Origin of the sequence: Devosia ginsengisoli, from assembly GCF_024707105.1 — a bacterium.
GTDB classification, from domain to species: Bacteria; Pseudomonadota; Alphaproteobacteria; order Rhizobiales; family Devosiaceae; genus Devosia; species Devosia ginsengisoli_A.
Window position 1 is genome coordinate 536,107 of the sequence record NZ_JANQAJ010000009.1, and the last position, 16,484, is coordinate 552,590.

Genomic DNA, 16,484 nt, shown 5'->3' on the forward strand with positions numbered 1-16,484 from the left:
CAAAAAGGGCCGGTGTTGCCACCGGCCCTTTCAGTTCTCTGGAGCCAAACCGCCTTACGCGGCGGCTTCCTCGTCAGTTTCGGCGGCGTCGGCCTTGGTGCGCTTGGGCGACTTGGCCAGGTTCTTTTCGATGAGCTGCACGGCCTCGGTCAGCGTCAGCTTGTTGACGGCACCGATCTCGCGGCTCATGCGATCCATCGCCTGCTCGAACAGCTGGCGTTCCGAATAGGACTGCTCGGGCTGCTCTTCGGAGCGATAGAGATCGCGCACGACTTCGGAAATGGCGATCAGATCGCCCGAATTGATCTTGGCTTCGTATTCCTGGGCACGGCGCGACCACATGGTGCGCTTGACGCGGGCCCGGCCAGTGACCGTGGTCAGCGCCTGCGTGACCAGATCTTCCTCGGCCAGCTTGCGCATGCCGACAGACTTGATCTTGGCGACGGGCACGCGGAGGGTCAGCTTGTCCTGTTCGAAGCTGATGACGAACAACTCAAGGGTCAGGCCGGCGACTTCCTGTTCTTCGATCGAGACGATCACACCAACGCCATGCGCCGGATAGACGACATACTCGCCCGTCTTGAACCCAAGCCGTGTCTGTACCTTCTTGGCTACCATATTCATGGAACTCCTTGTTGACGCCCCAAATGGACAGTTCCCTGCGGGAAGGACCGTCCATTCCTACTCTTTGTTACTGGCATCCCGAGTGGACGCCGCGCGCAGCAAATAACCCCATGGCCATCCGGTTCCGCTTTCCCGGAGGGTCAAGTCATCCGACAATGTTGTCAAAAAAATCGTGCCTTAAGGCACGGGCTGGGTGACGGGCTCAACTGCATCTGAAGAGACCATAGCACAAAATTTCAGCAAAATCAAAAACTACGAATCAGGTCGAATTTCGCTGCCGCGCAATAGGGCGGGGATGTGGCTGGGACATATGCCCCGCACTTGGCACAGCTTGCCCACAGGCTGTCCACACCTTGTCCCGGCGGTATCGGGGCGTCAGTGCGGCCCGGGCATTGCATGTCCACAAGTGGTCAAGCCCGAGGGTGACGATCGCGTGCGGGGCGACCGCGGTGGACCGGACAGGCAGGATTGAAGCTCAGTCCCCTTCGCCGGGGGCCTCGGAGAAATACTTCTCGAGCTTGCCCTCTTCGCCGTCCTTTTCCTTGGCTTCGGGCAGCGGATCGCGGCGCTCGGTCAGGTTGGGCCACATCGAGGCGAATTTGGTGTTGAGGGCCAGCCATTCATCGAGCCCCGACTCGGTATCGGGCTTGATGGCTTCGGCCGGGCATTCGGGTTCACACACGCCGCAGTCGATACACTCGTCGGGGTGGATCACCAGCATGTTCTCGCCCTCGTAGAAACAGTCCACGGGGCACACTTCCACGCAGTCGGTATACTTGCAGGCAATGCAATTGTCGGTGACGATATAGGTCATATCGGGGCGGCAGTCCGGCAGGTCTCAACGGGTCCGGTGCTAAACCGTTTTCCGCAGCGCCGCAAGGCTGCCGGGGCGCACCTTTTGGCGCAGGGGAGCGCCAAAAGGGAACACTGTTGCGCTAGCGGCCGGGCTGGTGGCGAAACACCACGTCTTCGGGGTCCTGCTTGGGTGCAGCAGGGTCGCGCACCGCACCCAGCCGTTCGGCCACGGCGATGGAGCGGACATTGCCCGCATCGCAATAGCTGACCAGCGTGGTCAGTCCGCCGCTGGCGAAGGCCCAGTCGCGCAGCGCCTGCGCCGCCTCGATTGCATAGCCCTGGCCTTCATGGCCATCATAGAGCAGCCAGCCCAGCTCCTTTTCGGGAAAGAGCGGCCCGTGATTGATGCCGACCTGGCCGACGCACTGGCCGGTCTCGGTGAGGTCGATCATCAGCGCGCCATGGCCGAACAGGTGCCAGAGCGCCACGTCGTGGCAGAACAGGCCCCAGGCCGCAAATGTATCGAAGGGGCCGCCCATATGGATGGAGCGCGGCGAGGCCATCAATGCTGCATAGGCCGGGAAATCGGCATAGGCGGATGGCCGGAGGGTGAGCCGGGGCGTGGTGAGCGTTGGGATGGTCATGCTTTTCTCTTAACCCTCCCCATCACAAATCGTCACCCTCGGGCTTGACCCGAGGGCTCTGTACTTACCGAAAGCTCAGCAAGTGAAACACCCTCGGGTCAAGCCCGAGGGTGACGATCCAGTTTATGCGGGCAGCGTGGATCACTCCTCATCCCCGCCCTTGAGCCGATCCGTCTCTCGCCGCTGTTTCTTGGTCGGGCGCCCTGCCCCGTCGTCGCGTGGCGCGATGGCGGCGTCATAGGGGGATTGGTCGGCCTTGGGCAGAGCGGGCGGGGAGAGGTCTTCGTACAATCCCTGCGCCTCGGTGGCCGGGCCGCGCCGCGTGCCGCAATCCACTATGCGCCAGACGACGATCCGGCCGTGCAGGCTCATGGTCAGCACATCGCCCGCCCCGACCTTGTGGTCGGAACGGGTGCTGCGTTCGGAATTGACTCTGACAGCGCCGGTCTCGATGAGCTTTTGCGCCAGCGTGCGCGACTTGAGGGCGCGCGAGAAGAACAGGAACCTGTCGAGCCTTTCCTTGCGGAGGGGTTCGGAGGTTTCCGCCAAGGCCTACTCTGCCTTGCGGTCGCGCAGGGCCGCCAGCTTGGCGAAGGGGCTGTCCGGATCGAAGGTCTTTTCGCGCTTCTCTTCGCGCGGACGCTCGAAGCGCGCGCGGTCGCCCTTCTGGTCGTCGGGCCGCCTGTTGTCATTGCGGCCCTTGCCCTCGAATTTGAGCTTCGGATTGAGATGACGGGCCTTGGACAGGTCCTGCACCTCGCCTTCGGGGCGGCGCTTGGCCGGCTGGCGCTGCCGGTCGGGGCGAGCCTGCTGGCCTTCGCCTTCGGGGCGGCGGCGATGCTCGTGCCGGCCGCGATCCGGACGCTTGCCGGCCGGGGACCAGACCTCGTCGAATTCGGGCTCGGCGGGCGCTGCCGGTTCGGCAGCCTCGGGCACTACCTCAACAGACGTGGCCGGCTCGGCAGCAGCTTCGGGCGCAGCCTCGACAATGGTCGTGGCGGGGATATCGGCTTCCACGACCGCAGCGGCATCGGACACGGCCTCGACGGGGGCCGCATCCACCGGATCGGTGGTAGCAGGATTTTCGGCCAGCACTTCTTCCAGCGCCGGAGCTTCGGCCGTGGCGTCCGCCGCGACGGCAGGGGCCGGAACCTTGGGTGTGCGTTTGACGCGGTAGCCGAGCGAATTGAGGATCGAGGCGAAATCCTCGCCCGAGCAGCCCAGGAGCGACGTCATTTCCACGGTGACGCGGAAGCCATTGCCCTCGGCTGCGCCAGCCGGCAGTTCGCCCTGATGACGGCTCGGATCGAGCGCGATCAGCGGGCGGATGATATCGGCCAGGCGCTCGAGGATATCGACGCGCACGGCGCGCTTGCCGGCCACCTTGAAGCCGGCGATCTCGTAGAGCCGCGTATCGACCTCGGGATCGACCACGAAGCTGGTGCGGCCGCTGAGCACGATATGGGGGATGTCGGTGACGCCAGCCTGGCGCACGCCGCCATTCTTGAGCGCGAAGAGAATCAGCGCCAGCTCGCGCGGGGCGGGCTTGAGCGACAGCGGCAGATAGATGTGATAGGCGCCGAACTTGATGCCCAGCTTGCGCATCTTGCCGCGCACATCCTGGTCGAGCCCCTTGACCTCGTCGGCCACCAGCGGCCGCGGGAGGAGACCGAGATGTTCGAACAACTGGAAGGCAATGCCGCGGGCGGCCCCTTCCAGATCGGCCGGCGCTTCCAGCGCCATGACGCCTTCGAGCACGGTATTGATATGGTGGCGCAGCCACAGGCTGAGCCGGTCCTGCACGCGTTCGAGATCGGGGCCGGTAAGACTCTCATCGGCCAGGATCAGGATGCGCGGACGATAGAGCGCATCGCCCTCGACCAGTTCGGCGACGATATCGCCCTTCCAGCGCAGGCGGCCATCGGTGGCCAGCACGAATTCCTCGTTCGGCGCACCCGCCAGGCGGTCGGCGCGATTGTGGATTTCGGGCGCCACGACCTGATCAGCGGCCGAGCGCAGGCCCTTGATGTCGGCATCGCCGTCATTAGCGCGCCAAGGTGAAGCGGAAGCCTTCGAGCGTGCCGATAAGATGGCCTTCCAGCCGAACTTCGCCTTGGCTATTGATCTCGGGAGATACCATACGTTTGTCTTTCAGATGACGCAGCAGGACGCTGGTGCGCCGGTCGACGAATCTCTGGGTAAGCCGCTCATGCAGCGCATCACTCAGGCGATCCTCAATGTCTCGGGTCTTTTCGCGCCAATGTGAAGGGTCTGCAAGCCAGTTTTTGCGGTTCGCGACGAAGGTCCAAGTCCGTATCTGCCTGATCCGGTTGCTCAAAGTATCGATGTCGCCACTGGCATTGTCGCAAAAGCGCACCTGCTCGGCAATCCAGTCCTCGTTGACCTTGCCGCGCTTGACTAAGTCCGAGTAAATTCGCGTGACGATTTCGCCATGATTGGCCGGCGAAATGCCCTGATAATCAGGGATCTGGCAGCATTCCCACAACAGCCGCGCCCCATCGAGGCCGCGCGCCAATTGCCCGGCTTCATTGCGGGCCACGAACTCCAGCGCATGCTGGTCGGTGGCAACGGGAACCCGCGTCAGGCTGCGGTGTTCGGGGACCATTTCAAGGCTGTCGCGCAAGGCATTGATGGATGAGAAATCCAGCCGATTGTTGCGCCATTGCAGCACTTTGATGGGCTCGAAGTCGTGCGTTTCGAGCGCCACGACCATTTCCTCGTCAAACCCTTCGGTGCCGCCAGTGACGCCGAACGTGCCATTTCGCGCATGACGCCCGGCCCGCCCGGCGATCTGGCCGAGTTCGGCCGCGGTCAGCGGACGGCTGGTATGGCCGTCGAACTTGCTGTCATCGGCAAAGGCGACGTGGTGGATATCGAGATTGAGCCCCATGCCGATCGCATCGGTGGCGACGAGGAAATCCACATCGCCATTCTGGTAAAGCTCGACCTGGGCATTGCGGGTGCGCGGGCTGAGCGCGCCCATGACCACGGCGGCGCCGCCCCGCTCGCGGCGGATCAGTTCGGCAATGGCATAGACCTGCCGCGCCGAGAAGGCGACGATGGCCGAGCGGGCCGGCTGGCGCGAGATTTTCTTGCTGCCCGAATAGGTGAGCTGGGAAAAGCGCGGTCGGTCGACAATGTCGGCATGGGGCAGCAGCTTGCGGATGACCGGGGCCATGGTGGCCGCGCCGAGCAGCAGGGTTTCGCTGGTGCCGCGGGCATTGAGGATGCGGTCGGTAAAGACGTGGCCGCGGTCGAAGTCGATGGCGACCTGGATTTCATCGATGGCCACGCAGTCGACCCTGATATCGGTCGGCATGGCTTCGACGGTGCAGACCCAGTAGCGCGGCTTGGCCGGCACGATGCGCTCTTCGCCGGTGACCAGCGCCACCGCCTGCTCGCCGACCCGCTCGACGCAGCGCTGATAGACCTCACGGGCCAATAGCCGAAGCGGCAGGCCGATCATCCCCGATGGATGGGCCAGCATGCGCTCGATGGCAAAATAGGTCTTGCCGGTATTGGTGGGGCCAAGAATCGCCTTGACCGATTGGGGGGCGCGAAAGTCATTTCCGGCAATGTAGGGGGTCAGCGTGACACTTGCGAGGGCCGCCATGCATTGTCCCGGGAAAGGACAGGCTCTGCGATGGTTTTGTCACAATGTTTAACACACGGAACAGGACAGGAACGAAACAGCACCGAATCGGCGCGATCAGGTGAATCCCGCTTCGTTCTCCACCAAGTCTGGTGGGTGCCGCGGGGAAAGGCCACTAGACGCCGCGGCTTTGGCCGGGAAATCGGCCCGACAGTCCCCAAACCGTTCAGCTTCGTTGCGAAAGGGTAAAGTCACCCTGCGAATCGGGCATTCGTGAACGACGGGTAAACGCTTGTTTTGCAAAGATTTTTGGCAAGTTTATGACGATGATGCGGCGGAGCGGGGCGCCCTCGGGCGCAAATTGAGGAAGGCGGTGCTTGACCGTATCGGGATGGGACAAGGCTGCTGACGGGGTCTGTCAGGGTGAGCGGCGCAGAAAGCTCCCTCCTGCACGATAGAATCGAGTCCGCCATGTCCCAGTTCGACCCAGCCACCCTGCCCGCTCCGCTGGCCGCCTATTTTGCCGCTACGGATCACCGCGATACCGCCAGCCTCTTCGCCCCCGGCGCCGTGGTGCGCGACGAGGGTGAAACCCTCACCACCGTTGCCGCCATCGCCGCCTGGCTGGACCGGGTCGAGACCCGGTATCACCCTCGTTACGTGGTCGAGGCAGCCGAGACGACAGGCGATCGAACCATCGTGACCTTCGTGGTCTCGGGCACCTTCCCCGGCAGCCCGGCAACATTGCGCCAGGCCTTCGTGGTGGGAGACGGGCTTATCCGCTGGCTGGAGACTCTGTAGGCATTCCCAAACCGGCACACAAAACCCGGTGCGGCGGCAATGCCATTCATACCCGAACCAAACCGGGAACGAACGGGGACAGAATCGGGCGAGAGCCCGGAATGCGGCTTTGTTCACGGCCATATCTGGTGTGCGGAAAGCGCCGGAGCCACTACGGCCGTGGCATGCCGGGTGCCGGGCGGCGAATTGGCCCGAAACGGCTTCATCTTGGTGATCAAAGGGTAAATTTCGGGCTTTTCCGGCCGAATCTCACCGGAACCTTGCGCGAACATTTTTCGCCCGCGCGGCGGCGTTAACGCCTGCCGGCCCATGCCCCGCCGCTTTGGCCGAGCGATCTTGAGGAAAAAGCGTTTGACCGTCCCGCCGCGGGACAAGGCGCCTAGAAGCGCATATTGGTGAGCACCATGGAGAGATCACCCATATTGGTGCCCAGCAGCACGCGATAGGGGATGAAGTAGCCGGTTTCGCCCAGCGGGGCATACCAGATGATGATGCGGTCGCTGTCGGCCAGGTAGTTGGTGATATCGGAACTGCTGAAATGGCCCGAGACCGGGTCGTAATCCACCGTGCAGAGCACGACGGGACCCTGATAGCCGGTGCGCGCCGAGGTCGCCTGGTCCTCGCCGGCATAGCTCATGGCGATGTTGAAGCGCTCGACGCCGGTAAAGATATTGGCCTTGCGCTGGCAGAGGCTCTTGTCCAGCCCATTGCCCTTGAGCACGAAGGCGGAGAGGAAATCGCCCACTCCGGTCAGGTGGCGTCGCTCCAGCGGCACGCGGTCGTAATTGTCGATGATGGGCGGGGTGACCTTGAAGGCCGAGACGTCGCGCCCGGCAAAGGACACATCGACCGTGAACGTCTCGCCATTGGCGCGGGTTTCGAGATCGAATTCCTCGGACTGCAGCGCCGCACCCGACGAGCGCCCTTCCGAGGTGGCCTTGGCGGTGCCGCTGGCCACCAGCGTGCCCAGCCCCGCCACATTGGCCGACAGATCGAGCCGGTAATGGCTGCCGCTGTCTTCCAGATCGACCTTCATGGCCGCAATATTGATGCCGCCCAGCGTCAATATATAGCTGGCCGTGGCATCGACCTCGGCCGCGCCGGCCGGGTGGCTGAGCAATACCGCCAGGGCGGCCAAAGGAGCGAGCGGACGGACGAGACGGAACTGGATCAAGACAACAAGTTCTCTGCAATGGGCGGGACGCGAATCAGCATCAATGTCAAAACTGCCTGCGTGATATGGCCCATGCAAGGCGCTCGGCTTGACGCAGAGGCCCCTTTTCTCTAAAGAACCGCCAGATTTCATGACAATCGAGGCCCGTCGCGGGATTTCCCGCCACGCAGGACCTTTACACAAATAGGATATCTCCCAAATGGCACGTCGCTGCGAACTCACCGGCAAGGGCGTTATGGTTGGCAACAACGTTTCGCACGCCCTCAACCGCACCCGCCGCCGCTTTCTCCCCAACCTGCTGAACGTGACCCTGCTTTCGGACGCGCTCAACCGCGGCATCAAGCTGCGCGTTTCGGCTGCCGCCCTGCGCACGGTCGAGCATCGCGGGGGCCTGGACGCCTTCCTGCTCAAGCAGAGCGACGACACGCTGTCCCCGCTCGCCCAGGGCATCAAGAAGGAAATTCGCGCCGCCCTCGCCGTCTGAGCGATCGGCCGATAGACGATTTAGCCGCGTGGGGTCATGCTCCGCGCGGTTTTGTTTTTGGGGGCATAGGCCACAGCGTTCGCGCTTGTGGCCGCACCCCACCCTCAATCCCTCCCCATCAAGGGGAGGGAAGCGCAAGTTGCAATGCCTGTGTTCATCGCCTCCCTCCCCCTTGTGGGGAGGGAATGAGGGTGGGGGTACTGCGTTCGGTAAGTGAAGAGCCCTCGGGTCAAGCCCGAGGGTGACGTTCAGTGGATGGGGTGATACCTGTCCATAATCCAGCGCCCCGGTCTTATGCCGGATCGCGCTTACATAGAGGTGCATTCTGATGCTTGCTCGTTTCCTGGCGGCTGTTGCCGCCATGGTCGCGGTTGTCGCCGCGTCCAATTTCCTGGTGCAATACCCCGTCGCGGCCCAGCTCGGGCCGATCAATCTCGGTGACATCCTCACCTGGGGCGCCTTCACCTATCCGGTGGCGTTCCTCGTGACCGACCTCACCAACCGTGCCTTCGGCCCGGCCAAGGCCCGCCTCGTCGTGGTCGCCGGCTTCGCCGTCGCGGTGGTGCTCTCGATCTATCTCGCCACGCCGCGCATCGCCATCGCCTCGGGCACGGCGTTCCTCGTCGCGCAGTTCCTCGACATCTCCATCTTCCACCGGCTGCGCCACGGCGCCTGGTGGCAGGCGCCGATGTTCTCCTCGCTGGTCAGTTCGGCCCTCGACACGATGATCTTCTTCTCGCTGGCCATGGCCCCGGCCTTTGCCGGCATCGACGGCTTTTTCGGCATGGACGATTCCTCGCTGGCCTTCCCGGCGCCGCTGCTGGGCGTGGGCCCGGAGGTGCAGCTCTGGGTATCGCTTGGGCTGGGGGACTTCCTGGTCAAGCTCGCGCTCGCCGTGATCCTGCTGGCGCCATACAAGACGCTGCGGGGATGGCTGGCCGGGCGGAATGCGGTGGCGGCTTAGGGGCAACCCCTTCCCTTCTCCCCTCGTGGGAGAAGGTGCCCGAAGGGCGGATGAGGGGGCTACAGCGCTATCCGCCTACATTTAAGCATGGGATGGCGCAGCACCCCTCACCCTCGAAAATCCTCTGAACGAGGATTTTCTATCCCTCTCCCTCAAGGGGAGAGGGGGTGGATGCGGAACTATTCCGGCAGTGCAAACTCCAGCAGCAATGTCCGCTGCCAGTCGTTGAAATTGTTGTCCGAGCCGATGAGGATGCGCAGCTCGCCATCGGGGGCGGTGTGGACGGCGACCGATTCCATATTGTCGATGCTGCCGCCGGTGGCCGAGAGCAGCAATTCGCCCGCCATGATGGTGTTCGGCCGCACCTCGGCGGCGGGGACGCGGCGCAGGTTCATCACGAAGCTCAGCATGGAAACGCCGCGCTCGAGCACCAGCAGGTCGCCATTGGGCAGAAAGGCACAGTCGGTGGGGTTCACCACCGGGCTGTTCTGGTAGCCGATGGGACCCTTGTCGTTCTGGCCGAGCAGCCAGCCGCGGTGATTGCCGTCCTCATCCAGCGCTTCTTCGGTCAGCAACAGCGTCGAACCCGCAATGGGCGAGGCCGGCGGGGCGATGCAGAGCGATTCGAGGCTTTCATTGGTGCGCAGGTCGGTCAGCCAGTCGGGAATGGCCACTTCGCGCGCCGGGCCGCCCGGCAGACCGTCGGTCAGCGCGAAATCGGCCACCCGCGTCAGGTTCTCGAAACCGACGCGCACCGCCACCGGCTCGCCATTGCGATAGACGGTATCGACGCTTTCGGCATCCTTGGCATATTGGCGCGGCAGCAGGTCGCCCCTGGAATTGCGCATCGGCTCGATCCAGGTGCCGATAAAGCCGAACAGGCGCCCCGCATCGTCATAGGCCAGTTGCCCGGAGACGAAATTGCCGCGGTCGCTGACAAAGGTCGCCTGCTGGTCCGGCCCGGTCATGGTGAGGCTGGAGAGGCCCCCGAATGTGTCATCCTGGCTGACCAGGGCGATGCCGCCACGAAAGATCAGGCTGTCGACCTTCTGGTCGATGCCGGCATCCTTGAACTGGGTGATCGGGCTGGCGCTGACGCTCACCTCGACGGCCATGGCGGGAAGGCTCCCCGCCAGCATCGCCGCTGTCATGGCGACGCGCCACAGGGTCATCCCCGCCCTCGCCTGCGCGACTGGGCCGGCATTTCCTCGTCGAACAGGGCGGCCAGCTCATCGGTGAGCGCGCCGGCCAGCTCCTCGGCATCGAGCAGCGTCACGGCGCGACGATAATAGCGCGTCACGTCATGCCCGATGCCCACGGCCACAAGCTGGATAGGCGAGCGCGTCTCGATATCCTCGATCACCTGGCGCAGATGGGCTTCGAGATAATTGCCGGCATTGACGCTCTGGGTGGAGTCGTCCACCGGCGCACCGTCGGAAATCACCATCAGGATGCGGCGGGCTTCCGGCCGCGCCATCAGGCGCTTGCGCGCCCATTCGAGCGCCTCGCCATCGATATTTTCCTTGAGCAGGCCCTCGCGCATCATCAGCCCGAGATTGCGCCGCGCATGGCGCCACGGCTCATCGGCGGCCTTGTAGATGATGTGGCGCACGTCATTGACGCGGCCCGGATTGGCCGGGCGATTGGCTTCGAGCCAGGCTTCGCGGCTCTTGCCGCCCTTCCAGGCGCGGGTGGTGAAGCCGAGGATTTCGACCTTCACGCCGCAGCGCTCCAGCGTGCGCGCGAGAATATCGCCACAGATCGCCGCGATGGTGATCGGGCGACCGCGCATGGAGCCGGAATTGTCGATCAGCAGCGTCACCACAGTGTCGCGGAAATCGGTGTCGTTCTCGACCTTGAAGGACAAGGCCTGCATCGGATCGGTGACCACGCGGGTGAGGCGCGCCGTATCCAGCAGGCCTTCCTCGAGGTCGAATTGCCAGCTCCGATTCTGCTTGGCCATCAGGCGCCGCTGCAGCTTGTTGGCCAGCCGGGCCACGGCGCCGGCCAGGTTTTCGAGCTGCTTGTCGAGCAGGCCCCGCAACTGGTCCAGCTCGTCGGGCGGGCACAATTCGGCCGCCTTGACGATCTCGTCAAACTTGGTGGTGAAGATCTTGTAGTTGAACTGGTTGGAGAGCTGGTTGCCGCCATCCTTGGCCGGGGGCGGCATGGGCGCGTCTTCACCGGCTTCGGCGGCCGCGTCCTCGTCGGTATCGGCCATGTCCGATTCCATGCCCTCGACATCGCCGGTCTCTTCGCTCTCGCCGGCCTGCTCGTCCTGCTGGCTGTCCTGGCTGTCGTTCTCGCCCTCGCCCTGTTCGGGCGACTTGTCGGAGCTATCGCCCTGTTCGGGGTCCTGGTTTTCGCTCTCTTCCTCGTCGGAGGCGTCAGGGTCGTCCAGTTCGCTTTCGGGCACGAGATTGAGGTCGCGCAGCAGCGCCTTGGCCGCCTTGGAAAACTCGTCCTGGCTTTCGTAGCGGGTCAGCAGGTCATCGAGCGACTTGCCGCCCTTGTCCTCGATCTCCTTGCGCCACAGATCGACCAGAGCATGGCCCGAAGGCGGCACCGGCACACCGGCGAGCTTTTCGCGCAGTAGCAGCCCCAAAGCCTCGGCAATGGGGGCATCACCCTTGTTGTCGACTTCGGCGAAATTGGCGCGGAACAGGCGATCTTCCAGCATCTCGCCGATATTGCCGACCATGCCGGGCATGCGCACGCAGCCCAGGGCCTCGACGCGGGCCTGTTCCAGCGCGTCGAAAGCGGCGCGGGCCACGGGGTCGATGGGCGAGCGCTTGCGATGGGTATCGGGATCGTGGCTGGCCAGCCGCATGGCCATGGCGTCGCCCTGCCCGCGGGCAATGGCGATGTCGCGGCGGGTCGGCAGGCGCGGCAGATTGGCCAGACGCGCCTTGTCCGAAGTCAGCAGCGGCCGGTCGGAGGTGAAGGTCACTTCCAGCTCGGGCTTGGCCCCGATGGCGCGCACCGTCGCACCCATGGCCGATTTGAAGACCTGGGTCTGGTCGGGCTTGTTGGCTTTGCTGCGCGGTGGTTGTGCCATGATATCGGTGCCACGACCTCGTGGTTCCCGGTGCGCAACTTGCGCACCTGAACAGGCTCACCATGAGGTCTACTTTTGCATCGCAGAATTCACAGTAGGCCTCACCCTGAGCCTGTCGAAGGGCGAGGCCGTGGCTTTGATCAGGCCGTCACGGCCAGATTGGCCGAGCTTTCCGGCAGATCTTCGCCGAACACGCGCTGGTAGAACTCGGCCACCACGGGGCGTTCGAGTTCGTCGCACTTGTTGAGGAAGGTCAGACGGAAGGCAAAGCCGACATCGCCGCCGAAAATGGCGGTGTTTTCGGCCCAGGTGATGACGGTACGCGGGCTCATGACAGTGCTGAGGTCGCCATTGATGAAGGCCGAGCGCGTCAGGTCCGCCAGGCGCACCATATTGGCGATCAGCTTCTTGCCCTTGTCATTCTCGCCATAGCTTTTGTTCTTGGCCAGAACGATGCCGACTTCCTTGTCATGCGGCAGGTAGTTGAGCGTGGTGACCAGGCTCCAGCGGTCCATCTGACCCTGGTTGATCTGCTGGGTGCCGTGATAGAGGCCCGACGTATCGCCCAGACCGATCGTGTTGGTGGTCGAGAACAGGCGGAAGGCCGGATGCGGCACGATCACGCGGTTCTGGTCGAGCAGGGTCAGCCGGCCCGCCACTTCCAGCACGCGCTGGATCACGAACATCACGTCAGGACGGCCGGCATCATATTCGTCGAAGACCAGCGCGACATTGTTCTGCACCGCCCAGGGCAGGATGCCGTCGCGGAATTCGGTGACCTGCTTGCCATCCTTGAGCACGATCGCGTCCTTGCCGACGAGATCGATACGGCTGACATGGCTGTCGAGATTGACGCGGACCAGCGGCCAGTTGAGCCTGGCGGCCACTTGTTCAATATGCGTGGATTTGCCCGTGCCGTGATAGCCCTGCACCATGACGCGGCGATTGAAGGCGAAGCCTGCCAGAATGGCCAGCGTGGTGTTGCGGTCGAACAGGTAATCGGGATCGACCGGCGGGACATGGCCGCTGGCCTCGCGATAACCCATCACCTTCATGTCCGTATCGATGCCGAACAGCTCCCTTGCCGAATATTCGGTGTCGGGCAGATTGGTATACTCAGTCATGACGTGGCTCTTGGCGGAAAGATTTCAGGCAGGAAGTCGCGGGCTCTATAGCAGCATTGTGACGGTGACGGTAGGCATTGCCGCGCATAAGTCACTTGGCGGCACGCCCTCGTGGCACGATCACTTCGCCACAAACCCGGTCTTCTTCAGATGGGCATAGGCCGCGATGATGGTGCGCAGCCGTTCTTCGCTGGCCTTGTCGCCGCCATTGGCGTCGGGGTGATGGATTTTGACCAGGGTCTTGTAGGCGCGCTTGATGTCGTCGGACTTGGTGTGGCCGATCAGGCCCAGCGTTTCCAGCGCCCGCCGGTCCTGCTCATGCATCGGGCGGACGCGCTCGGCCGCCGGCTTTTGCGCCTGGCGGTGGCGATAACGCGCGAAGACGCCGAACGGATCGCCGAAGCGGTCGCCCGGCCGCAGGCTCTCGCGGGCACTGCGCGGCGCGCGCCCACCGGCATTGCCGGTGGCAAAGCTCGACCGGCTCTCGGCCTTGGGCGGGGTATGCAGCGCATCCTCCAGCTCGTCCTTGTCCATGCCGGCAAAGAAGTTGAAGGCTGTATTATAGTGGCGGACATGCTCGAGGCAGAAATGGTGGTACTGGCCTTCGCTGCGATGGCCCTTGGGCGCACGGTAGTCCCCGGCCAGCTCGCACCCTTCCCAATCGCAGACATGTTCGACCGGCGCGGGCTTTTCTTCCCGGCGCGGCTTGATGCGGATGGTATCGAAGAGCTTGGATTGCAGTTTCATTGCGCCTAGTTACGTGCCTAAACCAGATAGAAAGCCTTGCCGCCATGAGTGCCAAAGACACGATAGAAGCCAAGCTCGCCGCTCAATTCGCCCCCGTTTTCCTCGATGTGATCGATGAATCGAACAAGCATTTCGGTCACGCCGGATGGCGGGAGGGTGGTGAAACCCACTTTCGTGTCAGAATCGCGACCCGGCATTTTGACGGGATGAGCCGCGTGGCGCAACACCGCGCCGTCATGGACGTTCTCGACGCCGAACTCAAGGACCGTGTGCATGCCCTGGCGATCGAGGTGCTGCCGGTGGATGGGCCGTGGGAGTAAGGCCAGGAGCTAGTTTACAGTAGCCCTCATGGTGAGCCTGTCGAACCACGAGGGCGTGGCAAACAAATCTCCACTCGCTCGACCTCGTGGTTCGACAAGCTCACCATGAGGTCTCTTGGGCAGGTCGCAGGTCACGCCTTCCGCATCTCGTTCAAGAATTCCGCCACCGCGGCGCCATCCACATTCTTCTCGATAAACGCCTGCCCAATCCCTCGCGTCAGGATGAAGGTCAGCGCGCCGCGCGAGACTTTCTTGTCCTGCGCGATGGCGGCCATCAATGTTTCGGTGGTTCCCAGCGTGCCGGGGATGTCACCCAAAGTGGTGGGCAGGCCGGACTTCTTCAAGTGCGCGGCGATACGGCCGGTATCCTGGCTGGGCGCCAGTCCCAGCCGGGCGGAAAAGCCATGCGCCAGCACCATGCCGATGGCGACACCTTCGCCATGCAGCAGGCGGTCGGAATAGCCGGTATCCTTTTCCAGCGCATGCCCGAACGTGTGGCCGAGATTGAGCAAAGCGCGGACGCCGAGCTCCTTTTCGTCCTCGATCACCACGCGCGCCTTGTGGGCGCAGCAACGGGCAATGGCCTCGCCGCGCGCCGCGCCGCCGGCGAAGATTTCGGCCTGATGCTCTTCGAGCCAGAAGAAGAAGTCCTCGTCGTCGATGAGGCCGTATTTGACGACTTCGGCATAGCCGGCAGCGAACTGGCGAGCATCGAGCGTGTCGAGGGTGGACAGGTCGGCCAGCACCAGCCTGGGCTGGTGGAAGGCGCCGATCAGGTTCTTGCCCTGCGGCGAATTGATGCCGGTCTTGCCGCCCACGGAAGAATCGACCTGCGCCAGCAGCGAGGTCGGCATCTGCACGAAATCCATGCCGCGCCGGGCGATGGCGGCGGCAAAGCCGGCCAGGTCGCCGATGACGCCGCCGCCCAGGGCGATGACGAGGTCGCCGCGTTCGAGGCGGGCGGCGAGGATACCCTCGACGGCCTGGCCGAGAAAGGCCCACGACTTGGTGGCTTCGCCTGATGGCAGCACGATCTCGGTATGGCCGAGCCCCGCCGCGTCGAGCGAGGCGATGAGGCGCGGCAATTGCGCCCTGGCCACATTATCGTCGGTGATGATGCCATAGCGGCGGCCGGGAAAGCGCTCGGCCAGGATTTTCCCGGCATCGTCGAGCAGGCTGTCGCCGATCAAAATGTCATAGGCCCGCTCGCCGAGAGCGACGTGAACTGTGTGGGCGATGTCGGCCATATCAATCAGTCCTGGCGCTTGAGGTAGCCGAGCACGGCGTCGATCACGTCGCCGGCCACCACATCCTGCGGTACATCGCGCGAGATGACGGTGACATCGGCTTCGGCATAGATGGGATAGCGATCCTCGATCAGCTTTTCGAGGGTGGCGCGGGGATTGGCGGTCTTGAGCAAGGGCCGGTTGGAGCGGCGCGACACCCGCTCGAACAGGATATCGACCTCGGCCTTGAGCCAGATGGAGAGGGCCTCGGCCTTGACCAGAGCCCGCGTCTCCGCATTGACGAAGGCGCCGCCGCCGGTGGCCAGCACGACGCCCTCGTCCTTGAGCACGCGGGCGATGACGCGGGTTTCCCCCGGCGCGGAACTCAGGTTCGCCGCGCTGCTCGAAAATCTCGGGAATGCTCATCTGCGCCGCCTTCTCGATCTCTTCGTCGCTGTCGAGAAAATGGCGGTTGAGCCGGGCGGCGAGGCGGCGGCCGACCGTGGTCTTGCCGGCGCCCATCATGCCGACCAGCACCAGCGGCCTGCCGGCAAGCCGCTCGGCAAGGTGTTCGGCGCGGGCCTGCCGCGATACCGCGTCGGGTCGGTTCAAGAAGGCGCTCCCCTGATCTTGCCGCTATGAACCCGCCCCCGCCCCGCCTGTCAAGAACTTGCAGTTGGCGCCACGAGACCGCACTATGCCTACGGAAACGAAACCTTTTGCTGGCAAATTGCGCAAAAGCCGACAGCCGGACTGCCAATGCCCACTCTGATCCGTCTCATCATCACGCTGCTTTTCCTGGCTGGCCTCGTCTATGCCGGCATGTTCGCGCTGGTCGCCTTCGTCGAGCCGACGCCCAAGGAAGTGACCATCCGCATTCCCCAGCGCGACCTGCTTTCGGGCGGGCAGC

Annotated in this window: 15 protein-coding genes and 3 pseudogenes; 5 read left to right on the forward strand and 13 right to left on the reverse strand. The window is 63.8% G+C overall.

The window, feature by feature from the left end; all coding sequences use genetic code 11:
* Window positions 1-54 precede the first annotated feature (54 nt).
* The 5 genes and pseudogenes from NVV79_RS12500 to NVV79_RS12520 form a co-directional block, all read right to left on the reverse strand.
* Window positions 55-624, reverse strand: a complete 570-nt coding sequence (locus NVV79_RS12500) for a CarD family transcriptional regulator (protein ID WP_303989864.1) — start codon at window positions 622-624, stop codon at window positions 55-57.
* Window positions 625-1,099: 475 nt separating this feature from the next.
* Complete coding sequence (gene fdxA, locus NVV79_RS12505) at window positions 1,100-1,438, reverse strand: ferredoxin FdxA (protein ID WP_303989868.1); 339 nt, start codon at window positions 1,436-1,438, stop codon at window positions 1,100-1,102.
* Between the two features lie 121 nt (window positions 1,439-1,559).
* Window positions 1,560-2,063 (reverse strand): GNAT family N-acetyltransferase, encoded by a 504-nt coding sequence (locus NVV79_RS12510; protein ID WP_303989871.1) that lies wholly within the window; start codon window positions 2,061-2,063, stop codon window positions 1,560-1,562.
* Between the two features lie 141 nt (window positions 2,064-2,204).
* Complete coding sequence (locus tag NVV79_RS12515) at window positions 2,205-2,612, reverse strand: RNA-binding S4 domain-containing protein (protein WP_303989874.1); 408 nt, start codon at window positions 2,610-2,612, stop codon at window positions 2,205-2,207.
* 3 nt (window positions 2,613-2,615) lie between these two features.
* Window positions 2,616-5,697 (reverse strand): annotated as a pseudogene (locus tag NVV79_RS12520) (helicase-related protein).
* Window positions 5,698-6,147: 450 nt separating this feature from the next.
* On the opposite strand from NVV79_RS12520, the gene NVV79_RS12525 reads away from it, so the two are divergent.
* On the forward strand, window positions 6,148-6,477 hold the full coding sequence (locus tag NVV79_RS12525; RefSeq protein WP_303989877.1) for a nuclear transport factor 2 family protein: 330 nt from the start codon (window positions 6,148-6,150) through the stop codon (window positions 6,475-6,477).
* Between the two features lie 379 nt (window positions 6,478-6,856).
* On the opposite strand, the gene NVV79_RS12530 is transcribed toward NVV79_RS12525, so the two are convergent.
* Window positions 6,857-7,651, reverse strand: coding sequence for a DUF3108 domain-containing protein (locus NVV79_RS12530; protein WP_303989880.1), 795 nt, complete (start codon window positions 7,649-7,651; stop codon window positions 6,857-6,859).
* 199 nt (window positions 7,652-7,850) lie between these two features.
* On the opposite strand from NVV79_RS12530, the gene rpmB reads away from it, so the two are divergent.
* Window positions 7,851-8,135, forward strand: coding sequence for a 50S ribosomal protein L28 (gene rpmB / locus NVV79_RS12535; RefSeq protein WP_303989883.1), 285 nt, complete (start codon window positions 7,851-7,853; stop codon window positions 8,133-8,135).
* Between the two features lie 328 nt (window positions 8,136-8,463).
* Complete coding sequence (locus tag NVV79_RS12540; RefSeq protein WP_303989887.1) at window positions 8,464-9,099, forward strand: VUT family protein; 636 nt, start codon at window positions 8,464-8,466, stop codon at window positions 9,097-9,099.
* Between the two features lie 179 nt (window positions 9,100-9,278).
* Here the strand turns inward: NVV79_RS12540 and NVV79_RS12545 are convergent, their stop codons facing one another.
* From NVV79_RS12545 to NVV79_RS12560, 4 genes are all read right to left on the reverse strand, one after another.
* Window positions 9,279-10,271 carry an esterase-like activity of phytase family protein gene (locus NVV79_RS12545; RefSeq protein WP_303989890.1) on the reverse strand — a complete coding sequence of 331 codons (993 nt, stop codon included), beginning with the start codon at window positions 10,269-10,271 and terminating at the stop codon, window positions 9,279-9,281.
* Window positions 10,268-12,157, reverse strand: a complete 1,890-nt coding sequence (gene cobT / locus NVV79_RS12550) for a cobaltochelatase subunit CobT (protein ID WP_303989892.1) — start codon at window positions 12,155-12,157, stop codon at window positions 10,268-10,270. Before cobT ends, NVV79_RS12545 begins: the two co-directional genes overlap by 4 nt.
* A 140-nt stretch (window positions 12,158-12,297) precedes the next feature.
* Window positions 12,298-13,281, reverse strand: a complete 984-nt coding sequence (cobS, locus tag NVV79_RS12555; RefSeq protein WP_303989894.1) for a cobaltochelatase subunit CobS — start codon at window positions 13,279-13,281, stop codon at window positions 12,298-12,300.
* 120 nt (window positions 13,282-13,401) lie between these two features.
* Window positions 13,402-14,028 carry a J domain-containing protein gene (locus NVV79_RS12560; RefSeq protein ID WP_303989896.1) on the reverse strand — a complete coding sequence of 209 codons (627 nt, stop codon included), beginning with the start codon at window positions 14,026-14,028 and terminating at the stop codon, window positions 13,402-13,404.
* Window positions 14,029-14,072: 44 nt separating this feature from the next.
* On the opposite strand from NVV79_RS12560, the gene NVV79_RS12565 reads away from it, so the two are divergent.
* Complete coding sequence (locus tag NVV79_RS12565; RefSeq protein WP_303989898.1) at window positions 14,073-14,348, forward strand: BolA family transcriptional regulator; 276 nt, start codon at window positions 14,073-14,075, stop codon at window positions 14,346-14,348.
* A gap of 131 nt (window positions 14,349-14,479) precedes the next feature.
* Here the strand turns inward: NVV79_RS12565 and aroB are convergent, their stop codons facing one another.
* The 3 genes and pseudogenes from aroB to NVV79_RS22645 form a co-directional block, all read right to left on the reverse strand.
* Window positions 14,480-15,595, reverse strand: a complete 1,116-nt coding sequence (gene aroB / locus NVV79_RS12570) for a 3-dehydroquinate synthase (protein ID WP_303989900.1) — start codon at window positions 15,593-15,595, stop codon at window positions 14,480-14,482.
* Between the two features lie 5 nt (window positions 15,596-15,600).
* Complete coding sequence (locus NVV79_RS22640; protein ID WP_369684731.1) at window positions 15,601-15,924, reverse strand: shikimate kinase; 324 nt, start codon at window positions 15,922-15,924, stop codon at window positions 15,601-15,603.
* Between the two features lie 85 nt (window positions 15,925-16,009).
* Window positions 16,010-16,099 (reverse strand): annotated as a pseudogene (locus NVV79_RS22645) (shikimate kinase); the annotation flags it as partial.
* A 234-nt stretch (window positions 16,100-16,333) separates the two neighbouring features.
* Between NVV79_RS22645 and NVV79_RS12580 the strand changes: the two are divergent.
* A pseudogene (locus NVV79_RS12580) lies at window positions 16,334-16,456 on the forward strand (histidine kinase); the annotation flags it as partial.
* Window positions 16,457-16,484 lie beyond the last annotated feature (28 nt).

What these genes read in the sequence shown, in the direction of transcription:
- NVV79_RS12500 (WP_303989864.1), bottom strand. Translation starts at nt 624, where the DNA reads ATGAATATGGTAGCCAAGAAGGTACAGACACGGCTTGGGTTCAAGACG.
- fdxA (WP_303989868.1), bottom strand. Translation starts at nt 1,438, where the DNA reads ATGACCTATATCGTCACCGACAATTGCATTGCCTGCAAGTATACCGAC.
- NVV79_RS12510 (WP_303989871.1), bottom strand. Translation starts at nt 2,063, where the DNA reads ATGACCATCCCAACGCTCACCACGCCCCGGCTCACCCTCCGGCCATCC.
- NVV79_RS12525 (WP_303989877.1), top strand. Translation starts at nt 6,148, where the DNA reads ATGTCCCAGTTCGACCCAGCCACCCTGCCCGCTCCGCTGGCCGCCTAT.
- rpmB (WP_303989883.1), top strand. Translation starts at nt 7,851, where the DNA reads ATGGCACGTCGCTGCGAACTCACCGGCAAGGGCGTTATGGTTGGCAAC.
- NVV79_RS12540 (WP_303989887.1), top strand. Translation starts at nt 8,464, where the DNA reads ATGCTTGCTCGTTTCCTGGCGGCTGTTGCCGCCATGGTCGCGGTTGTC.
- NVV79_RS12545 (WP_303989890.1), bottom strand. Translation starts at nt 10,271, where the DNA reads ATGACCCTGTGGCGCGTCGCCATGACAGCGGCGATGCTGGCGGGGAGC.
- cobT (WP_303989892.1), bottom strand. Translation starts at nt 12,157, where the DNA reads ATGGCACAACCACCGCGCAGCAAAGCCAACAAGCCCGACCAGACCCAG.
- cobS (WP_303989894.1), bottom strand. Translation starts at nt 13,281, where the DNA reads ATGACTGAGTATACCAATCTGCCCGACACCGAATATTCGGCAAGGGAG.
- NVV79_RS12560 (WP_303989896.1), bottom strand. Translation starts at nt 14,028, where the DNA reads ATGAAACTGCAATCCAAGCTCTTCGATACCATCCGCATCAAGCCGCGC.
- NVV79_RS12565 (WP_303989898.1), top strand. Translation starts at nt 14,073, where the DNA reads ATGAGTGCCAAAGACACGATAGAAGCCAAGCTCGCCGCTCAATTCGCC.
- aroB (WP_303989900.1), bottom strand. Translation starts at nt 15,595, where the DNA reads ATGGCCGACATCGCCCACACAGTTCACGTCGCTCTCGGCGAGCGGGCC.